Origin of the sequence: Gordonia sp. BP-119 (assembly GCF_016924115.1) — a bacterium.
In the GTDB taxonomy this organism is placed as follows: Bacteria; Actinomycetota; Actinomycetes; order Mycobacteriales; family Mycobacteriaceae; genus Gordonia; species Gordonia hongkongensis.
This window is the reverse complement of the sequence record NZ_JAFFZF010000023.1, coordinates 67,829-86,919: the sequence shown is the minus strand read 5'-3', so window position 1 is coordinate 86,919 and position 19,091 is coordinate 67,829. Positions and strand designations below refer to the sequence as shown.

16 protein-coding genes are annotated in these 19,091 nt (G+C 67.3%); 8 read left to right on the top strand and 8 right to left on the bottom strand.

From position 1 onward, the window contains the following. The first annotated feature begins 356 nt into the window (after positions 1–356). Positions 357–539, top strand: a complete 183-nt coding sequence (locus JW364_RS14575) for a DUF1508 domain-containing protein (RefSeq protein WP_055476917.1) — start codon at positions 357–359, stop codon at positions 537–539. A gap of 1,170 nt (positions 540–1,709) precedes the next feature. Here JW364_RS14575 and merB read toward each other — a convergent pair. The 3 genes from merB to merA are packed head-to-tail and all read right to left on the bottom strand — an operon-like array spanning position 1,710 to position 4,305. Further along, complete coding sequence (gene merB, locus JW364_RS14565) at positions 1,710–2,351, bottom strand: organomercurial lyase MerB (RefSeq protein ID WP_005179592.1); 642 nt, start codon at positions 2,349–2,351, stop codon at positions 1,710–1,712. After that, positions 2,293–2,844: a MerR family transcriptional regulator gene (locus JW364_RS14560; RefSeq protein ID WP_005179589.1), complete on the bottom strand. Its 552-nt coding sequence runs from the start codon at positions 2,842–2,844 to the stop codon at positions 2,293–2,295. Before JW364_RS14560 ends, merB begins: the two co-directional genes overlap by 59 nt. Positions 2,845–2,868: 24 nt before the next feature. Beyond that, entirely contained in the window at positions 2,869–4,305 is a 1,437-nt protein-coding gene (gene merA / locus JW364_RS14555) for a mercury(II) reductase (RefSeq protein ID WP_055476916.1), read from the bottom strand. A gap of 124 nt (positions 4,306–4,429) precedes the next feature. Between merA and JW364_RS14550 the strand changes: the two genes are divergently transcribed. Continuing rightward, positions 4,430–4,807, top strand: a complete 378-nt coding sequence (locus JW364_RS14550) for a helix-turn-helix transcriptional regulator (RefSeq protein WP_005179587.1) — start codon at positions 4,430–4,432, stop codon at positions 4,805–4,807. A gap of 612 nt (positions 4,808–5,419) precedes the next feature. Here JW364_RS14550 and JW364_RS14545 read toward each other — a convergent pair. Both JW364_RS14545 and JW364_RS14540 read right to left on the bottom strand, forming a co-directional pair. Continuing rightward, complete coding sequence (locus JW364_RS14545) at positions 5,420–5,641, bottom strand: hypothetical protein (protein ID WP_005179582.1); 222 nt, start codon at positions 5,639–5,641, stop codon at positions 5,420–5,422. A gap of 135 nt (positions 5,642–5,776) precedes the next feature. After that, entirely contained in the window at positions 5,777–7,939 is a 2,163-nt protein-coding gene (locus tag JW364_RS14540; protein ID WP_007240197.1) for an MMPL family transporter, read from the bottom strand. Positions 7,940–8,147: 208 nt separating this feature from the next. On the opposite strand from JW364_RS14540, the gene JW364_RS14535 reads away from it, so the two are divergent. The 6 genes from JW364_RS14535 to JW364_RS14510 all read left to right on the top strand — a co-directional run bounded on the left by JW364_RS14535 (position 8,148) and on the right by JW364_RS14510 (position 15,963). After that, positions 8,148–8,537, top strand: a complete 390-nt coding sequence (locus JW364_RS14535) for a helix-turn-helix transcriptional regulator (protein ID WP_005179570.1) — start codon at positions 8,148–8,150, stop codon at positions 8,535–8,537. Continuing rightward, positions 8,534–10,498, top strand: a complete 1,965-nt coding sequence (locus tag JW364_RS14530; RefSeq protein ID WP_006902503.1) for a cation-translocating P-type ATPase — start codon at positions 8,534–8,536, stop codon at positions 10,496–10,498. Before JW364_RS14535 ends, JW364_RS14530 begins: the two co-directional genes overlap by 4 nt. Continuing rightward, positions 10,495–11,025: a signal peptidase II gene (gene lspA / locus JW364_RS14525; protein ID WP_005179567.1), complete on the top strand. Its 531-nt coding sequence runs from the start codon at positions 10,495–10,497 to the stop codon at positions 11,023–11,025. Before JW364_RS14530 ends, lspA begins: the two co-directional genes overlap by 4 nt. Further along, complete coding sequence (locus JW364_RS14520) at positions 10,976–12,553, top strand: DHA2 family efflux MFS transporter permease subunit (protein WP_005179563.1); 1,578 nt, start codon at positions 10,976–10,978, stop codon at positions 12,551–12,553. Before lspA ends, JW364_RS14520 begins: the two co-directional genes overlap by 50 nt. A gap of 93 nt (positions 12,554–12,646) precedes the next feature. Beyond that, the gene (locus JW364_RS14515) at positions 12,647–13,237 is read left to right on the top strand and encodes a cadmium resistance transporter (protein ID WP_205334385.1); all 591 of its coding nucleotides are present in this window, start codon (positions 12,647–12,649) and stop codon (positions 13,235–13,237) included. Positions 13,238–14,568: 1,331 nt separating this feature from the next. Further along, on the top strand, positions 14,569–15,963 hold the full coding sequence (locus JW364_RS14510; protein WP_068972659.1) for an IS1380 family transposase: 1,395 nt from the start codon (positions 14,569–14,571) through the stop codon (positions 15,961–15,963). A 157-nt stretch (positions 15,964–16,120) separates the two neighbouring features. Here the strand turns inward: JW364_RS14510 and JW364_RS14505 are convergent, their stop codons facing one another. Genes JW364_RS14505 through JW364_RS14495 form a run of 3 tightly spaced genes read right to left on the bottom strand, consistent with a single transcriptional unit; the run spans position 16,121 to position 19,009 of the window. Next, complete coding sequence (locus tag JW364_RS14505; RefSeq protein ID WP_137809386.1) at positions 16,121–17,251, bottom strand: PIN-like domain-containing protein; 1,131 nt, start codon at positions 17,249–17,251, stop codon at positions 16,121–16,123. Between the two features lie 58 nt (positions 17,252–17,309). Then, entirely contained in the window at positions 17,310–18,341 is a 1,032-nt protein-coding gene (locus JW364_RS14500) for a nucleotidyl transferase AbiEii/AbiGii toxin family protein (RefSeq protein WP_205334386.1), read from the bottom strand. Beyond that, complete coding sequence (locus tag JW364_RS14495) at positions 18,341–19,009, bottom strand: type IV toxin-antitoxin system AbiEi family antitoxin domain-containing protein (RefSeq protein WP_055476912.1); 669 nt, start codon at positions 19,007–19,009, stop codon at positions 18,341–18,343. The genes JW364_RS14500 and JW364_RS14495 overlap by 1 nt, the downstream gene beginning before the upstream one ends. Positions 19,010–19,091 lie beyond the last annotated feature (82 nt).

Below are 19,091 nucleotides of genomic sequence, written 5' to 3'. Positions count from 1 at the left end.
TGACTCCTCGAGGATTCTTTAGACGGTTGACTCGAAGGATCACACGGTGGCCGCTCTACATCCGTGTACAACACGTAGCTGCAGGCGATCTCGGCCACCGAGTTACACCACCCTATGGGGCACTACTGACCGCCGCGCCCGCTGGTGTCAGGATTCGTCACCTAACGACGGATGGTACCGATGAATAAGAATGAGATACCGGCATCGCCGACGCCGCACATCCAGCGTTGTGCAGGACCGCAAGGCCAGGGACAAATCAGCACCGGATCAGGTCTCGAGGGGAGAAGTCGAGCCCACGGTCGCGCATATTCGATTTGTAGTGACTGCGGCACTCCCGACCGGAAGGAACCCCAACGATGGCCGCGAAGTTCGAACTGTTCACCGACGAGGCCCGGCAAGAACCGTTTCCATCTGAAGCAGCCAACGGCGAAATCATCGCCGCCAGCCACGCATATGAGTCGAAGGCCTCAGCGCGAACCGGGATCGAGTCGGTCAAACACAACGCCGGCGACGCCACAGTCGACGACCAGACCACCTAGGCACCACACAGTCGCGCACTACTCATGTCGACCGCAGTCCAAGGACTGAACCTGCCCATTCGACCACGGACCAGACTCACTCACCGGCATCGAGTGGATCGAACGACTCAATCGCATACATGCCCATTTCCATCCGAAAGAAGGACTCGCTCTACACCCTGTCGACGCTCGCACTTGACCCCCACGATCTGACCGCGGCGCTCTGACACTCTCCACCCGTTCCGACAGAACTCGAGGCGCAGCCACCGTTGCAGACGTCGCCTACGACAATGGGTTTGCTCATGTGGCACGGTTCGCGGCCGCCTACAAAGCCGCCTACGGTGAAGCCCCTATCTTATGTCAAGTAAGCCCCTGCATATTGCATCAGATGCAACACGTGGCCTGAGATCCGTCATTTGGATGTCAGTTGGCGACCTGGGGATTCGTCACTCGTGTCAGTAGCGCTCGTCACCGGAGTCATCTACCCGTGCGTATCTCGAGCGCGCACCGCCACCCTGACTCTCGATCTGTAGATCAGCGGATGCCTTCGGCCGCCAGGCCCTCGCGCTGCTGGGTGGCGTCGATGCTGAATGCGCCGCCGTGGATCAGCTCACCGAGGCCACTACCGAGGCATTCCAGCAGTACCCCGACTACGCGGTGATCACCAGTTTTCCTGGCCTGGCTGACCTCTCCGGCGCTCGGGTGCTCGGCGAGATCGGCGACGACCGCGAGCGGTTCACCGACGCCCGTTCGCTGAAGGACCTACGCCGGTTCTGTGCTGATCACGCGGGCCTCCGGGCGCAGCATCTCGATTACCCGCCGCGTGGTGAAGAACAACCGACTCAACGCTGCAGGATTCCTTTGGGCGTTCGCCGCGATGGCGAAAGCCGGCGCACCCCAAGACCATTAACGCCGAGGACGCGACCGCGGCGATCGGCACGCCGCTGCGCTTCGGCACCTCTTCGACCGCTTGCTCGGGCAGCTCCACTACTGCTTGCAAACCGGTCAGCACTACGACCCGATCAAGGCGTTCGGGCCCGCTCAGGACGCGTCCTTCGAGATCGCGGCTTGACCTCTTGGTGTGATCGGAGGTCTTCTTCGGCGCGTTCAAGACCGATATCGACGCCGAACTCGCCCAGCTCGGCCCGACCGGGTACCGGCCCTTGTGGGTGCGCGACACCCTGTTCTGAGTCAGCAGCACGGCGCCTCGCCGGCCGGGTCGATGAGCGCCTCGGCCAGTGGGCGTGCGAGCTGGGTGTAGGCGTCGGCGACCGGTAGCACGGTCATCCCAGGATGCTCGGATCGCCACTGCTCGGCGGCGTCGGGAGTGGCCAGGAACATCTGCGGATTGCAGCAGGTGGCGCGGACCTGCCCGCCCCGGATCCCGGCGGGGTCGACGAAGGCCACCATCGCGGCGGCCGGTTGCAGGTCGGTGACTCCCGTGACTGGATCGACGGTCAATCGCACGGCGCTGACGGTAACCGGGCACTCGGATTCGACGTGTGCGCTCGCCCCGATCACGGCGGGGAAGACGAGCGTGTCGGGCGCACACCAGGTGTAGAGCTGATGGCCTGCGACGGTGAATCGGTGCGGGGTCGGATTCAGGGTCAATCCCCACCCGAGGACCCGGCCCTGCTCGTCGTATTCGATGTCGGCGCCGATCGGTGTCTCTTCGAGATCTCCGGCGTCGACACCGGCTGCGGCCGCCAACTCCGTGACGGTGACCGGCGCTCCGTGGGCCAGCAGCCGCAGCGCGGCCCGCAGCAGCGCCCGGTCACGGTCGGCTGGTGCGATCGTGGCGAAAACGTCGGCGGGAATGGAGTCGGTGCTCATGAGAGTCAGCCTTTCCGAGAATGCGTCGGGTGCGATGTCGATGACGGTAGGGTCTGCCCCCGGGGGCAGAGTCAAGCCCGCGTCGGGCATCGGCACGGACCTCGGTCCAGCACACATCGTCGGCGGCCCACCGCGCACGGTGGATGCTGGTGAAGTCGTCGATGCGGTCGAGGATCTGCTGGGCGTCGCTGATCCGGCGGTGCAGCCGCTGTCGCGACCGCTCCAGTAGCTCGGCCAGACGCGCGCCGACCGCTCCGTCTCCACTATCGACGGCGTCATCGGTGAGCTGGCAGATCTCGGCGATGGTGAGCCCAAGCCCGCGCAGCTCGCCGATGAACCGCACACACCACAGTGCGTCATCGGTGTACAGGCGGTAGCCGGCCGCGCTGCGCCCCAGGGTGTGGATGAGCCCGAGGTCGGTGTATTCACGCAACGCCTTCACCCTCACCCCGGTCCGCGCCGACAACACGCCGATCGTCATGTGCCCGTTCATCTCGGCCTTTCCTGGAGGAGATCGTCAGCCTGCGCAGCAGGACAGTTTCGTCACGTCGGTGGTGAAGGTCTGGGCGGTCAGTTTCAACGCTTCGGCCATGGTCAGATACGGCGCCCAGCTGTGGGCGAGCCGGTCGACGGTCATACCCGCGGTCATCGCGTATCCGGCGGCGGTGATCAGGTCTCCGGCACCCTCGGCCAGCGCGTGCACGCCCAAGATCCGGCCGGTATCGGCGTCGGCGACGATCTTGGCCAGGCCACGGGTATCGCGATTGACCAGCGCCCGCGCCACACTCGACAACGCCAGCGTCCGGCACCGGCACCGGTATCCGGCCGTCACCGCCTCGGCCTCGGTGAGCCCCACGGCGGCGATGGCGGGGCTGGTGAACGTCAGCCGCGGCACTGTGGCGTAGTCCAGGACCCGATCCGCGTCGGCGAACGCGTTGTCGGCCACCAGCGTTCCCTGCGCGGCGGCCACATACACGAACTGCGGGCCCCCGGCCACGTCCCCGGCCGCCCAGATCCGGGCATTGCCGGTGCGCTGACGGTCATCGACGATCACCGCGCCGCGCCCGTCGACACCGACCCCGACCGCCTCCAGGCCCAGCCCCGCGGTGTTCGGGCGGCGACCGGTCGCGACCAACACGTGTTCGGCCCGCAGCTCGCTGACCCCGGCCCGAGTGCGCACGCTCACCAGCTTGTGGCCGCCACCGGCCAGGACCTTCTCGACGGTGGCCGCGGTCAACACGGCGATATGCTCATCGGCGAAGACAGCCTCGATCGCGGCCGAGATTTCCGGTTCCTCGCCCGGCGCCAGCCGCCCCAGGGCCTCGATCACCGTCACCCGGGCGCCGAGGCGGGCGAACAACTGGGCTTGTTCGAGCCCGACAGTGTTGCCGCCGATCACGATCAGCGACTCCGGGAGCCGCTTCAGGTCCATGGCGGTGGTCGAGGTCAGATACCCGGCCTCGACCAGACCGTCGATCGGCGGGATCCACGGCGTCGCACCGGTCGCGATCAGGTAATGGCCAGCCTCGATCACCCGGGTCCCGCCGTCGTTCGCTCCGACCCGCAACCCCGGCGCCGCACTCGTGCCGTCGAACACTGCCGTGCCGGAGACGATCTCCCACCCGTACTCGCCCGCCAGCTCGATGTACTTGTTTGCCCGCAGCTGCGCGACCAGCGCGTCCTTACCGGCGATCAGGCCCGGAAAATCCAGCGGCACCGCAGCGGCACCCAGGCCGGGAAACCGGTCGGCGGCGGCTGCGGCGTGGCGGGCCTCCGCGGCGGCCAGCAACGTCTTCGACGGCACACACCCGACGTTCACGCAGGTGCCACCGACGGTGTCGCGCTCGATCATCACCACGGACCTGCCGTGGCCGACCGCGGCGATAGCGGCGGCGAACGCCGCCGAACCGGACCCGACGATCGCCAGATCCGGACGGGATTGTGTCGTGGCCACGCCTGCCTCCTGAGGGGTTGAGCAACCGCGTCGCCAGCCAACGGCTGCTATTCGCATTGACGAATACCTACAGGGCTCATACTATGCGCTTAAGCGAATAGTTCAAGTGGTGTGGAGGTGCCCCATGTCCCGGTCCACGACCGCCGTGCCCGGCGACGAGCTGGCGTGCACACATCTGGATACGACGGCGAAGTTCTTTCGCGCCCTGTCGGATCCGACCCGGTTGAAGCTGCTGGAATACATCCTCGCCGGCGAACGCACCTCGGCCGACTGCGTCGCGCACGCCGGCATCTCCCAGCCGCGGGTGTCGGTGCACCTGTCGTGTCTGGCCGATTGCGGATACATCGTCGCGCGCCGCGACGGCAAGAAGCTGCGGTACACGGTCGGAGACCCGCGCGTGGCCGAACTGGTGCTGCTCGCCCGGTTGCTCGCGGCCGACAACGCCGCCGCCCTGACGTGCTGCACCCGCATCGACCAGGTACCGGACGGTGACCGGACATGAACGCCCTCGACAGCCCTCACGTCTCGGCAGCCGCTCACCGTCGGCGGGTTCACCGCGGCTGGGACTGGGTGTCAAGCTCGCCGAGGTCGATGCCGAGCTCGCCGAACTCACCGCGGTCCGGCGACACCCTGGCCGCCGCGCTGGCGGCCGGACGCGAAGACCTGCTCGAGCGCAGCGAATCCCCCTGCTGCCCTGTCCCATCGACACCGAACCCAGCGCCAGGCAGCGGTGGCTCGGCGAGCTGCGGGGGAGGCCGTTGTGGCTGCTGCGACCTAGACACGCCGCTGGCGGGCTTGCATCGGGACCGCGGCACTGCTGCCTGGGCTGTTGCGCGGTGGTGCCCCGCTGCTGATCGCGGCCGTAGCACTGAGCAGCGGCACGCTGCTGGTGAGCCTGTCATGGCTCCAACCGCTCGGATTCGCCCATCGGACTCGGGCTCCTCGGACTGATCTGGTCCCGCCAATGACTCGCGCCCGCGGCTGCGATGAGGGCTGCGCAGCCACACCTTCCGGCGACGCGGGCACTCCGGCCCGCACCACCGCCGCGACCTGGCTCAGGCCGTCACCGAGTTTGGCGCCTGCGAGGCCACCACGGTGATCAGCACCGTAGCCATCAACGGCGCCATCGCCGGTGCTCACCGCGCGCCGAGACCCGCTGCCCGGTCCCGGCGCGCGGTACACCTGGGGTGAGCCACGCCAGCGTCAGTGGGATGACGATCAACACGAGGAACGCTTCCAGGAACGGTCCGGCCTCCACGAACTCGGCCAGATCCGACGTAGAGCCGCAGCTGGTGGCAGGGACACCGCTCCGCCGCGCCAGCTGGGTAATACGCATCATCACCACCCCGCGACCCTGAACCTTCGACTCGACTCGAAGGTCAGACCGGCCGTGACGGTTGCCCCCGAGGGCGGTGTGGCCCCGGCGGCCGGTCCCGTGTCCGCGACGAATCAACCTGGTCTGATCGCCGCGCTACTCAGCGGCGGCCCGTGGTGCGCGAGTGTTGGGTGGGCGAAACCTGAGGGCGGGCAGCCACCAGTTCCAGCCGCCGAGCAGGCGCATGAGGGCGGGGACGAGGACGAGGCGGATGAGGACGGCGTCGATGGCGACGGCGACGGCAAGGGCGAGTCCGAGTTGTTTGAGTTCGAGGATGTCGGCGGTGAGGAAGCTTGCGAAGATGGCGATCATGATCGCGGCGGCCGCGGTGATGGGGCGTGCGGTGTGGGTGAGCCCGGCCGCGACGGCGCGCTGGTTGTCGCCGCTGGCGTCCCAGTATTCGCGGATGCGACGAATCAGGAACACCTCGTAGTCCATCGAGAGCCCGAACAGTAGCGCGAACACCACGGTGGGTAGGTAGACCTGCACGAATCCGGGGCTGGTGAAGTCGAGGACATTCTCGCCCAGACCCCACTGGAACACCGCGACGGTGATACCGAGGGCGGCGCCGGTGGCGAGCAGGTTCATCGCGATGGCCTTGAGGGGTAAGGCGATACTGCGGAAAGCGGCGATGAGGAAGACCAGCGAGGCGGTCAGCACCAGGGCTACGACCAGCGGAAGTTTGGTGGTCATTTCGTCGGAGAGATCGACGAATTCGGCGGTGCTGCCGCCGATGCGGATCTCGGCTCCGGCTGCGCCGGCGGCTGTGTTGCGCAGGTCGCGGACGAGGTCGGTGGCGGCCATCGAGTCGAAGGTGACCGAGGGGATCGCCATCGCGAGCATTCGACCGTCATTGAGCTGGGCGGGCAGGACGGTGTCGATGCGGGCGTCGCCGTCGATCTCGGTCAGGAATCGGTTGACCCGTGCTTCGGCGTCTGCGGTGAGTGGGGTGTCGCTGGGGCCGGTGGCGATGATCTCGACCGGGGAGAGTGCTCCGGGCGGGAAGTTGGTGTTCAATGCGGTGCTGGCGCGTCCGGTCGGGGTGTCGTCGAGGGCGGTGGTGCCCATGTCGAGGCCGTAGCGGATCCCGAATACCGGCAGCGCGGCGAGGACCAGCACCGCTGCGGCCGCGGTGCCGAAGAGGACGGGTCGGCGCATGACGAGATACGCCCAGCGCGCCCAGCGGCCACCGAGAACGCCGGGAGCGTCGGTGGCGCTGTCGGCAGGGCGCCAGCGGGCCGGGAGACTACCGCGGTTGACAGCCGGGCCCAAGGCGGCGAGCAGGGCGGGTAGCAGGGTGACGGCGACGGTGAGCATACTGGTGACGGCGGTGGCGACGCCGATGGCGATGCCACGGAAGATCGGTGCCTGGATGATGATCAACGCGCACAGCGAGATCATCACCACCAAGCCCGAGACCAGAATCGTTTTGCCTGCTGTGGCGAGGGAGCGACCGACGGCGCCGCTGATCGCGGCATGGTCTGGCCCGGTGTGGTGGGTGAGTTCTTCGCGGAAGCGGCTGACGATGAACATCGCGTAGTCGATACCGACGCCGAGGCCCACCATGGTGGCCATGGCCACGGTCAGCGAATCGAACGCGGTCACAGCAGTGAGGGTGAACAACACTCCGACCGCGGTCAGCATCCCGGCGATGGCCACTGCGATCGGGACCGCCGCTGCGGCCAGGGCGCCGAGGGCGAGGACGAGCAGGACCAGCGCGACCGGGATGCCGATTGCCTCGGCGCGGGCCAGGTCGGCGTTCTGCAGTTCGGTGGCCGCGTTCTGTACCGCCGAGTACCCGGTGACCCCTACGTCGATGGAATCGTCGCCGGTGGTGGCGATGGCGTCTTGCAGGTCGCGCGCGACTTTCGCGCGTTCGGCCATGTCGCCGTCCATGCCGGCGAGCGCGATCGCGACGTGACCGTCGGCCGAGATCTGGGATCCGGGCAGCCCGTCGTAGGGGCCGACGACGTCGACCACGCCCTCGACCGCGGTGGCGGCGGTGATCGTGCGAGCCACCGCTGCACGGAACTCGGCGTCGGTGGCGGTGACCGCGCCAGACTGCAGCACGATGACCGCCTGTTCCGTACCGAACTGCGGGAAGTGCCGGGCAACCAGGCGATCCACCTCGGTGGACTCCGAGCCCTCGACACCGAAATCCATCGCACCGAGCCGGTTCTCGAGCAGCGGGTAGGCCACCGCGCACACCACCAGCAGCAGTCCCCAGACCGCCAGGACCGCACGTCTGCGCCGGGCCATCAGAACGCCCCACCGATATAGCACTCCGGGCGAGCCCGGCGGCGATGGTTGCTGAGGCGAGTTCTCGACGACGGCGGACTTCTGCTGGTTCACGCGTCCTCCCTCCGTAGCGACCACGAATTGATCGCCATATCACGATGTAATCGTTGAAACGAGATTAATCACACTCTCACTCGATATCAATAGCTTTCGCCGCTATCATCGCTTTATGGCGATTAATGATGGCGGGGGTTGCCTCGTCGAGACGCAGGGGTTGGATCCGGCGGTGGCCCTGTTCCACAGCCTCTCCGATGCGACACGGTTGGCGATCGTGCACCGGCTGGCGTGCGGGGAAGCGCGGGTCTTGGACCTGATGGCCGGGCTCGGACTGGCTCAGTCAACGGTATCGGCGCACGTAGCGTGCCTGCGCGACTGCGGGCTGGTCGTGGGCCGCCCGCAAGGGCGGCAGGTGTTCTACAGCCTGGCCCGCCCGGAGTTGATGGACCTACTCGCCTCGGCAGAGACCTTGCTCGCGGCGACAGGCAATGCGGTGGCGTTGTGCCCGAACTACGGCACCGACTCCACCACCGAGACGGAGAGCGCGGAGGTACGAGCATGAGCGACGCATGCGGCTGCGGCCACGACGAACCCGCCGGTGACGGCGAGGCCGAGGAACGCGAACCCGAAAAGCTCTGGGAAGTCAGTGAACTGCGCGCCGCCGCGGTCGCCGGAGTGCTGCTGGTCGCGGCACTGATCGTCGGCTGGACCGGCGGCCCACGCGCCGTCGAGTTGGGGTTGGAGATCGCCGCACTGCTCGTCGGTGCATACACCTTCGTCCCCTCCACGCTCAAACGGCTGGCCAAGGGCAAGATCGGTGTCGGCACGCTGATGACGATCGCCGCGATCGGCGCGGTGATCCTCGGCGAGGTCGGCGAAGCCGCCATGCTGGCGTTCCTGTTCTCCATCAGCGAGGGCCTCGAGGAGTACGCGGTCGCGCGCACCCGCCGCGGGCTGCGCGCCCTGTTGAACCTGGTACCGGACCGGGCCACCGTGCTACGCGACGGCACCGAAACCGTCATCGCCCCTGCCGAGCTGCGCGTCGGGGATCGGATGCTGGTGCGCCCCGGTGAGCGGGTCGCGACCGACGGGGTGATCGTCGACGGGCGTAGCGCGCTGGATGTTTCGGCGATCACCGGCGAATCGGTACCGGTAGAAGCCGGGCCGGGCGCGGAGGTGTTCGCCGGGGCGATCAACGGCACCGGTGTGCTGACCGTCGAGGTCACCACGACCGCCGAGGACAACTCCCTGGCACGGATCGTGCGGATCGTGGAGGCCGAGCAGGCCCGCAAGGGCGACGCTCAACGCTTGGCCGACAAGATCGCCAAACCGCTGGTGCCCGGCATCATGATCGCCGCCACAGCCATCGCGGTGATTGGCGCGCTCTTCGGGGATCCGGTCACCTGGATCGAACGTGCGCTGGTGGTGCTGGTCGCCGCCTCACCGTGCGCGCTGGCGATCTCGGTGCCGGTGACCGTGGTCGCCGCGATCGGTGCGGCGAGCAAGCTGGGTGTGCTGGTCAAGGGCGGTGCCGCACTCGAGGCGATGGGCCGGGTGCGCGAGGTCGCGCTGGACAAGACCGGCACGCTGACGGCGAACAAGCCTGCCGTCGTCGAGATCGCCGCCACCGGCGGTGTGCACGGGGACCGGGTGCTGGCGGTCGCGGCCGCGCTGGAATCGCGCAGTGAACATCCCCTCGCCCGCGCCATCCTCGCCGCCGTCGACACCGTCACTCCCGCCACCGACGTCGAGGCGGTCACCGGTGCCGGGTTGACCGGCCGCGTCGACGGACGCCGGGCGCGGCTGGGCCGTCCGGGCTGGATCGAACCGGGTGTTCTGGCCGCCGATGTGGAACGGATGCAGCACGCGGGGGCGACCGCGGTGCTGATCGAGCTCGACGGCCAGGTGATCGGTGCGATCGCTGTGCGCGACGAACTGCGGCCCGAGGCACACGAGGTCATCGACCGATTGCACGCGCTGGGAATCCGGGTCTCGATGCTCACCGGTGACAACGCCCGCACCGCCGCCGCTCTGGCCGCTGAGGCGGGGATCGAGGACGTGCACGCGGATCTGCGCCCGGAGGACAAGGCCCACATCGTGGGCGAACTGCGCAGCGACCGGTTCACCGCGATGGTCGGCGACGGCGTCAACGACGCCCCCGCACTGGCAACCGCCGACCTCGGTGTGGCGATGGGCGCGATGGGCACCGATGTCGCTATCGAAACCGCGGATGTGGCGTTGATGGGTGAGGACCTGCGGCACCTGCCGCGGGCTCTCGAGCACGCTCGTCGGGCTCGCCGGATCATGTTGCAAAACGTCGGTTTGTCGTTGGGGTTGATCACGATCTTGATCCCGCTCGCGCTGTTCGGGATTCTCGGGTTGGCGGCGGTGGTGCTGGTGCACGAACTCGCCGAGATCGTCGTCATCGCCAACGGTGTCCGCGCCGGACGCACCAAACCCCTGGCCTCGCTGACCGATTCGGCGGCAAAGCCCGCACCGGTACTGGCCGGAGCGCCCGCGTGACCGCCACCGCGTCGTCTGCTCCCACCGTGTCGCGGTGGGGGCGGCGACTGCGGTGGGTCGCTGCCGCGGCCGCGCTGGCCGGTATCGACCTCACGCTCAAAGCGTGGGCGCAGACCACGCTGGCCGGGGCCCCGATCGAGGCGGGTCCGGTGGACCTTAAGTTGGCGTTCAACCCGGGAGCGGCGTTCTCGATCGCCGCCGACGCACCGAGCTGGGTGATGCTCACGCTCACCACGGTGATCACCACCGCGGTCGCGGTCGGCGGATGGGTGGTCGCGCCGCGCGCGAACCTGCTCACCCGCGTCGCGCTCGCCGCGATCCTGGGCGGTGCCGCCGCCAACGTCATCGACCGGGCCCCCGACGGTGTGGTCACCGACTACCTGCACACCGGCTGGTGGCCCACCTTCAACCTCGCCGACACCTTCATCGTGCTCGGCGCGACCGCCCTCATCATCGCCACTCTGATCGGAAACTCCGATGAGCGAGAACCACTCTCACCCGAACACCACGCCGACGACCGGGACTGAGCCGGGCCCGTCACGTCGGTGGGCAGGGCTGGCGGCGCTGGTCGTCGCCCTGCTCACCGTCGGGCTGGACCTGATGGTTCTCAACGTCGCCCTGCCCACCCTGGCCCAAGACCTCGGCGCGAGCACCACCCAGTTGCAGTGGATCGTCAACGCCTACACCCTGGTCTTCGCCGCGCTCATGCTGCCCGCCGGCGGCTTCGGTGACCGCTACGGTCGCAAACGGCTGCTGCTGATAGGTTTGGTCGCCTTCGTCGCCGCCTCGGCCTGGGCCGCTTTCAGCGGGTCCACCGGCTCGCTGATCGCCGCCCGCGCGGTCATGGGCATCGGGGCCGCGATCATCGTGCCGCTGTCGCTGGGGATCCTGCCGACCCTGTTCGGCCCCGACCAGCGTCGCCGCGCGATCGCGGTGTGGGTCGGTGCACTGGGTGTCGGGTTGCCGCTGGGGCCGATCGTCGGTGGCTGGCTGCTGCAGCATTTCTGGTGGGGCTCGGTGTTTCTGATCAACGTCCCGGTCGGTGTCGCCGCCCTGGTTGCCTGTGTGGTGCTGTTGCCCGAATCGGTCGACCCGCATGCACCGGCGTTGGACTGGCTCGGGATCCTCACCGCCGTGCCCGGTACGGCGGCGCTGGTATTCGGCATCATCCAGGCTCCCGCGTACGGGTGGACCGATCCCGTCGTGCTCGCGGCTCTGGCGGCCGGTGTGTGGCTGATCGCGGGATTTCTGGTGTGGGAAAGCCGTGCCCGCGACCCATTGGTCGATCTGGCACTGTTCACCAATCCGGCCTTCACCTGGCCCACCCTGGCCGCAACCGCGGGCACCTTCACCCTGGTCGGCGTGCTGTTCGTGCTGCCGCAATACCTGCAGATACTGCGCTACCACGACGCCTTCGGCACCGGCCTGCGCTTGGTGCCTCTGGTGCTGGCGATCATCGTCGCCGCAGCCGCTGTGGACAAGATCGTGACCCGACTCGGCGCCAAAATCCCGATCGCCACCGGCATGGTGATCGCCGCGGCCGGATTCGTGCTCGCATCCCGCATCACCGTCGACTCCGGCTACGGCTTCGTCGCGGTGTGCCTGGCGACCGTGGGCCTGGGAGCCGGGCTGGCGTTGGCGCCGGCTGTCGACGCGGTCATGGCGAGCCTGCCCGAGCATCGCAGCGCCGCAGGAGCTGGGTTGCTGATGGCCATTCGACAGGTCGGTGCCGCGTTCAGCGTCGCGATCCTGGGCACCCTGCTCACCGTCGTTTACACCCGCGACCTCGACCCCCACCTGAGCGGCCTGCCCGAACCAGTGGTCAGCGCGGCGCGTGACAACATCGCCGGAGCGCAACTTGCCGCGACCCAGATTCCCGGCCCAGCGGGCGCCGATCTGGCCGCGTCCAGCGCCCACGCCTACAGCCACGCCATGTCCGCAGTGTTCCTTGCCAGCGCCGCCATCAGCGCACTACTGGCCGCGGCCATCGCCGCCAAACTCCCCAACCACACTCCTGCGCCCGCGCCGACATCACCGGCGCGTGATCGAAACTGAAATAGCCACTCCCATGACAGCGGCTACGGCACGCGACACAACTGCGTGTCAGCCGAGCAGCAGTGCACTCCCAGAGAAAGGGCATCCGCCGGAATGGTTACCTCGATCCTGCAGGCCATCGGACTCTTCCTGGTGACCAACATCGACGACATCATCGTGCTTTCGCTGTTCTTCGCCCGCGGCGCGGGAACCCGCGGAACAACGGCCGCCATCGCGACCGGACAATATCTCGGTTTCGGAGCGATCCTCGCCGTGTCGGTCCTCGTAGCGCTGGGAGTCACGGCGCTGCTGCCCGAAGAAGCCATCGCCTACTTCGGGCTCATTCCTCTGCTGCTCGGTCTGCTCGCCGCCTGGAGAGCATGGCGCAACAACGGCGACGACGATGAACGGTTCGAGGGCAAGAAGGTCGCGGTCTGGACGGTGGCGGCGGTGACCTTCGCCAACGGCGGCGACAACATCGGCGTCTACGTCCCGGTCTTCGCGACCGTGGGTACAGCGGCGATCGTCGCCTACTCGGTCGTGTTCCTGCTCTTGGTCGCCGTGCTGGTGTTCACCGCGAAGTTCCTCACCACCCGCAAGGCCATCGCCGAGATCTTGGAACGGTGGGAACACATCCTGTTCCCGCTCGTGCTGATCGTTCTCGGAATCGTCATCCTCGTCAGCGGCGGCGCATTCGGCCTCTGACCGTCGTCCCGGTCTGCACGGCCCAGATCACGGAGGACAGCGGCGATCGGCTCCAAAGAATGAAGTGCTATTCGAGGCCGTAACCGGTAGACAGCCGTCCTTCGGTTGGTCCATGGTTGTGCTCAGGGGCGCTGCACCGTTGTGGCACTACTACCACTGTGGCACTACTACCATCGACGTAGTTCAAGGCCTCCGGCAACGTGGGGCTTCTACCGCGCCTAGCGGGGTCGCTCGTGCAAACGCTTTAGTCGGGCGCTGTCATCGTTGCGAACTGTTTCCGCCCCAGCGCATAGCCCTGACCCACTGGTCAACTTAAAACGCTGATGGAACCGTGAGGGGCGCCGGTTCGGCGCGCCCGCGCGGAGAGAAACTAACCCACGTAGTAGTAACCTGTTCGTGGCTCGTTTGATATCGATCTGTTCCATCCGGGACGACTCTTGGACTGAAGGACCTTCCTTGGCACGGCATCGCAAAGCTGACCCCAGCCCGCTCCCCATTGGTATGCACACGTCCCCTCGCGGTGCCTCGGCGGCCTTCACCCTCGGAGCCACGGGGCCGCAGCCTTCGGGTGTCGCGCGTGCGGCGGGGCGACATCGGATGCCTCCCTCCCCCGAAGCTGTGGTCAGGTCCATCCGGCCCGCTACCTCTGTTCCCCCGCGCGCGTCGCACGCTCGGTCGGGGGGTGCGCCCGGGACGTCTTCATCTTCATATCTACCTCGCGATGGCCGTCCATACACGTCTCGCTCGCATGATGTATGGCCGCGCGCAGCCCGGTTCGATCATAGGGGTTTCGGGCCACCGCGCACACCGCGCACGGTCGATCTCGGCAGGAACCCAGGGCCGCACCGCCTACTGCTCCATGGGAGCGGGCGTCCGGTCTCGATTGCCAAGGCAGTCAGCAAGTTCGATCTGCTTTTCTCGACGTGCTCGACGACGAGAAGGTCTCGGGCGCATCAGCCAGGTCGACGGCCGTTGCCGGGCTGAGTGGATCGCTCGTGGCCGCGGTGGTTCTCTGTGTAGCCGGCGGGGCCGCGGCCACCGCGCTCGCCGATCGTCACAATCCAACGAACACCCCAGCGCTCATGGCTGGCGTGTCCGCCGACGACCGATCCGCAGCAGCGCCACGACCTGTAGCCCCCGGATCGGTGGACGAAGAACAAGGCACCACTCTGGCAAGGGCATCGTCACGCGATGAGCTGTCCGCGGCCGTGCGGGAGCTAGCCTCGTGCTTTCACGCTGATTCCGTGTCGTGAATGAAGAATGGTGCCCTGACCTGGGATGATTGAGATTGCGAAGTCATCAATCGGACCAGATCGAGGAGCACCATTCAGGTGAGTAAGTCTACGTCGCCCTATCCCGTGCTGTCTGCAGATGGCACCGGAACCGGGGTAGTGTCGCAAGCCGGCGCCACGGTGTTGCTGCGGACAGCCGAGAAAACGGGCCTGACCACCGATTTATCGGACGCGTTGACACCGTGGCGTAAACCCCTGGCGACCCACGATCCAGGCAAGATCATCACGGATCTGGCCGTGGCAGTCGCGATCGGCGGTGATTGTCTGGCCGACATCAACCAACTGCGCGCCGACCCCGCCGTATTCGGTCAGGTCGCCTCTGACCCCACGGTGTCACGACTGATCTCGGCGTTGGCCGCCGACGCCCCAGCGGCATTGACGGCCATCAACTCCGCCCGCGCTGCTGCCCGGGCAGAGTGCTGGTCAGCAGCCGCCACGTCCGCCCCCGATCACGACGCCGATACTGGCGATCCCCTGATCGTCGATCTCGACGCAACCTTGGTGACCGCGCACTCGGAGAAACAGGATGCGGCACCAACCTACAAGCGCGGGTTCGGTTTCCACCCGCTGTGTGCGTTTGTCGATCACGGTAGCCAGGGCACTGGCGAACCCCTGGCCATCCAATTGCGGCCCGGCAACGCCGGCGCCAACACCGCCGCCGACCACATCACGGTCACCGCCGCCGCACTCGAGCAGCTACCGACGGTGCAGGGGTATCGGGTCGGCAAGTCGGTGCTGGTACGCACCGACTCGGCCGGCGGCACCCACGAGTTCCTCGGCTATCTCACCCGCCGGCGCCTGGCCTATTCAGTGGGATTCGGGCTGACCGAGACCATCGCGGCCGCAACCGACCGGATCAGTCCCGAGGCGTGGACCCCGGCCTACGATGCCGACGGCGTGCAACGCGACGGGGCGTGGGTGGCCGAGTTGACCGGGTTGATCGACCTATCGGGCTGGCCGCAGGGGATGCGTGTGATCGTCCGGAAGGAGAGGCCGCACCCGGGTGCACAATTGCGGTTCACCGACCGTGATGGGTTGCGGCTGACCGCGTTCGCCACCAACACCGTCCGTGGCCAACTCGCTGATCTGAAGCTGTGTCACCGGCGGCGGGCTCGATGTGAGGACCGGGTCCGTACCGCCAAAGACTGTGGCCTGACGAATCTCCCGCTGCACGGCTTCGATCAGAACCGGATCTGGTGCGCGATCGTGATGCTCGCCTGCGAGTTGATCGCCTGGACGCAGATGCTCGCGTTCACCGATCACCCTGCTCGCCGGTGGGAACCCAAGCGACTGCGCCACCGCGTGTTCTCGATCGCGGCCAAGATCAGCCGCCACGCCCGGCGAACCCGCATGAAGCTGGCCACCCACGCTCCGCACGTCGATCTGCTACTCGACGGGCTAGCAAGGCTTGCAGCACTTCCAGCGCCGGCCTGACCACCAGGCCGACCAACCTTCGATCCAGAAAGGACATTCACACCTCGGGGCCGTGAAACCCGACGCACACCGACGCCTCGGACAACACCACACGGCCCACGCCCGAAATCCGGTCCTCAGACCACCCAACCGGGCCACTCAACAAGGGACCGCCACCTCACGAAACATCGAGGTTAGATGCCGGATTGCCTGGCCCGTACATAAACTTCTGGAACGACTTAGATGCGGGATTGTCTTCCCCGTACATGAAGTTCCGGAACGCCTCGGAGCGCAGCGTCGTGTCAAACGCCTCGTTGGTGCGAACCCATTCCCTCAGGCGCTCCATAGTCTCTTCGGGCAGAACGATCCTCGAACCAGAATCGGAGACAGAAATGCGTGCATTCTTGACCTCGTCGATCACATCGTTGTCCACATCGGCGTCGAGATAGGTGTTGAGGTCTTCGAGGAAGGTGTCCGAGTTCACGTGGTGGTATCGCTGGCCGGTTTCGTCAGCGAACTCACGCAGAAGGTCAGGTAGAGGCCCGAAGTCCTTGTCGTCAACGATCTGACGCCAGTCTGCCTTCATGTCGTCGCTCACAAACAGCACGTCCTGCTCGACAGCTCGGGCCAGGTCCATCATCTCCATCCAGATGAGTGGGTCACCGATCCCGCCGTCCCGCTTGGACTCATCGACTCCGGTCCCGGGGGGCATGGCAGCGGCGAGCCGAGCACGTGCCTGGTCCTCCCATGCCCGGAGGTCGGTCGATGTCCGCCGACGACCGATCTGACCGGCATCGGTGAACAGCTTCTCGATACGATCCCGGATTGGGTCATCTGTCTGAATTTGTTTGGGGTGGAGGATATTCGACTCACGCTCTGCCCGTATCGCTCCGTCGATGGTAGTCGCGGCTTCCTTGAATGCCGTGTCCGCCGCGTCGAGTAGTCGTTTCTGTACTCCGGTGTCCTTGACTTCCCTGATAGCCGCGCGAAGTTCCTGCAGGAGCTGACTATTGACGCCTTTGCCCTTGACTCCCGAGATGATGTTCGTCGCTCTGGTGTATTGCTTGGCGTGATCGGCTGCGACGGACAGTCGTTGACGGTGGTATTCGAAGCCGGCGCGGTAGGGAAGGAAGAGGCGCGGACGGATATCGTCCCGTTCGAGCTGGACGAGGATCTTCTCGCGGGACTCCTTCGATATCCGGTACAGGCCCAGCAGGACGTTGGCATCCAACGCGATTCTGGCCTTAGTGACGAAATCGCGGCGCTCATCGTCGCCATCGGAGTACCACTCACCGAACACATCACGCATCGCGTCCTCCTGCCTTCGCTGCGCCATTCCCGCTTTGCGGCGGGGCCGCTGGTCAAATCTAAAGCTCGGGTCCGTGGTCGCGGGAGCGTTCTGTGCTACGCGACGATGGCCGCGGGGAGGTCCCCGGTGCCGGTGTGCGCGGTGCCGCCTGTGCAGCACGGGTGTCGGCGAGCAGTTCTCCAATCGAACGTGGCCTGTCCGAAGTCCAGACACCGTCGTCGGGGTTCCACTGGCCGTTCTCTGTCGCGCCCGTCAGGATCGGTTCGATGAGGCTGTTGGCGGCCGTGAGCGCGGCGTCGGCCTGGTGCAGGTGCGCCGGCAAGCCGCTGTGCGCGGCGCGCTCTGGGTAGTCGCGCTCCCAGGTCGGGTTGGGCAGCACCAACGGCGCAGGGATCGTCAGGTCGCGGCGCTGTTCTTGGTGGCAGATCGCAGCATGCAGCTGCTCGGCGTCGAACGACTGGGTGCGGGCGAGGATGACGAGGTCGACCAGATCGTGGGCGCGGGTCGAGGGGCTGTCGCCGTGGGGGCCGTGCAGCTCGTAGAGGGCAGCGACTTTGTCGGCGACTGCCTCGGCGGCGGCCTGCATCCGGATCACGGGCATGGGGTCGAGTTCGTCGAGCGCGAGCACCGGGCGCGGGCTGATCGTCTCGGGCGGTAGCAGCATCTCCCGGTGGGTCGCGAGGTCGAGCGTGGCGTCGGAGAACCGTTGTCCGGCAAGTTTGTAACGGATACGCCCGGCGAACAAGCCCGGGCTACGAGTCGCGGTGATCGTGATGTCGAACTCGCCGAAGTCGCCGGGTCCGGGGTGGGCGGCCTGGCGCAGCGAGTGCTGCATGTGTTCGGCGTCGAGGCGGGTCGCCAGGTCGGCGTCGGCGGTGGGGCGGGCCTGGGTCGGCGCCCGGAATTGCAGGGCGGTGCCGCCGGTGAGGATCCACTGGTCGGCGTCGGGGGAACGGAACAGCCGGGCCAGGAACAACTGGAGGGTCACGGTCTGAGCGAGCTCGTCACGGCTGAATCTGCTCGTCCGAGCCTCGGCGGACAGGCGGGCTTTCAGCCCGGCACGGAAGGCCTCTTCGGACGCATACGCCATCAGCCGACCAGCACCGGTTCGGCCGGCATCTGGGCCTGATCGAGCAACGAGGCGAACAGCTCAGCACCCGAGGCGTACTTCCAGCGCGGCGCGGCCCGATCACATGCCGCGATCAGCTCGTCGGCGTCGACCAGCGATTCGGTCAGGCAGGTGTGCAGCGCGGTCCCGATGTGCCCGCCGTCGCCGTGGGTGAGCAGCAGGTCGACCACGGTGCGCGCGGGTGTGGTCACCGGCAGTCCGTCGACGAGGTCCCAGTCGCGGCCGCGGTCACCGATCGGCCGGCGCCAGGTGCGCACCGACGGGTCGCGGACGTTGATGCGATGCGGGCTGCTCAGCTCGAGCCCGGATGCGGTGATCGTGCCCAGCCGAAGGACCTGGGCGGCGGCGGCGTGGCTCACCACGCTGTCAGGGTGGGTGCGGCGGTCCTCGATGTCAGCGGCGGGGTGCAGCGCCAACCACTGTGCCGCCCAGTCACCGAGCGTGGTCCAGGCCGAGGACTCGGGGACCTCGTAGACACCGTGGTGTACCCGGACGATGGCCTCACGGGAAGCGAGGCGAGCCAGGACATACGGCGCGACGCCGAGGTTGCGGGCCTGGGCGGTGGTGAACAGCCCGAACTGGCGATCAGCCAGGTCGCGGATCGCACCCCACCGGCCAGCGTCAATCATGCAGCAATAATAGCAACGGGCGTGATCGGTGAGGCTTTCCGAGCTGTCCGAGCGCGGCCCGTCCGTGTGGACTGGGCCGGAT

What these genes read in the sequence shown, in the direction of transcription:
- JW364_RS14530 (WP_006902503.1), top strand. Translation starts at nt 8,534, where the DNA reads ATGAGCGACGCATGCGGCTGCGGCCACGACGAACCCGCCGGTGACGGC.
- JW364_RS14505 (WP_137809386.1), bottom strand. Translation starts at nt 17,251, where the DNA reads ATGCGTGATGTGTTCGGTGAGTGGTACTCCGATGGCGACGATGAGCGC.
- JW364_RS14495 (WP_055476912.1), bottom strand. Translation starts at nt 19,009, where the DNA reads ATGATTGACGCTGGCCGGTGGGGTGCGATCCGCGACCTGGCTGATCGC.
- JW364_RS14540 (WP_007240197.1), bottom strand. Translation starts at nt 7,939, where the DNA reads ATGGCCCGGCGCAGACGTGCGGTCCTGGCGGTCTGGGGACTGCTGCTG.
- JW364_RS14575 (WP_055476917.1), top strand. Translation starts at nt 357, where the DNA reads ATGGCCGCGAAGTTCGAACTGTTCACCGACGAGGCCCGGCAAGAACCG.
- JW364_RS14500 (WP_205334386.1), bottom strand. Translation starts at nt 18,341, where the DNA reads ATGGCGTATGCGTCCGAAGAGGCCTTCCGTGCCGGGCTGAAAGCCCGC.
- JW364_RS14515 (WP_205334385.1), top strand. Translation starts at nt 12,647, where the DNA reads ATGGTTACCTCGATCCTGCAGGCCATCGGACTCTTCCTGGTGACCAAC.
- JW364_RS14520 (WP_005179563.1), top strand. Translation starts at nt 10,976, where the DNA reads ATGAGCGAGAACCACTCTCACCCGAACACCACGCCGACGACCGGGACT.
- JW364_RS14535 (WP_005179570.1), top strand. Translation starts at nt 8,148, where the DNA reads ATGGCGATTAATGATGGCGGGGGTTGCCTCGTCGAGACGCAGGGGTTG.
- JW364_RS14550 (WP_005179587.1), top strand. Translation starts at nt 4,430, where the DNA reads ATGTCCCGGTCCACGACCGCCGTGCCCGGCGACGAGCTGGCGTGCACA.
- merB (WP_005179592.1), bottom strand. Translation starts at nt 2,351, where the DNA reads ATGAGCACCGACTCCATTCCCGCCGACGTTTTCGCCACGATCGCACCA.
- JW364_RS14545 (WP_005179582.1), bottom strand. Translation starts at nt 5,641, where the DNA reads ATGCGTATTACCCAGCTGGCGCGGCGGAGCGGTGTCCCTGCCACCAGC.
- JW364_RS14560 (WP_005179589.1), bottom strand. Translation starts at nt 2,844, where the DNA reads ATGAACGGGCACATGACGATCGGCGTGTTGTCGGCGCGGACCGGGGTG.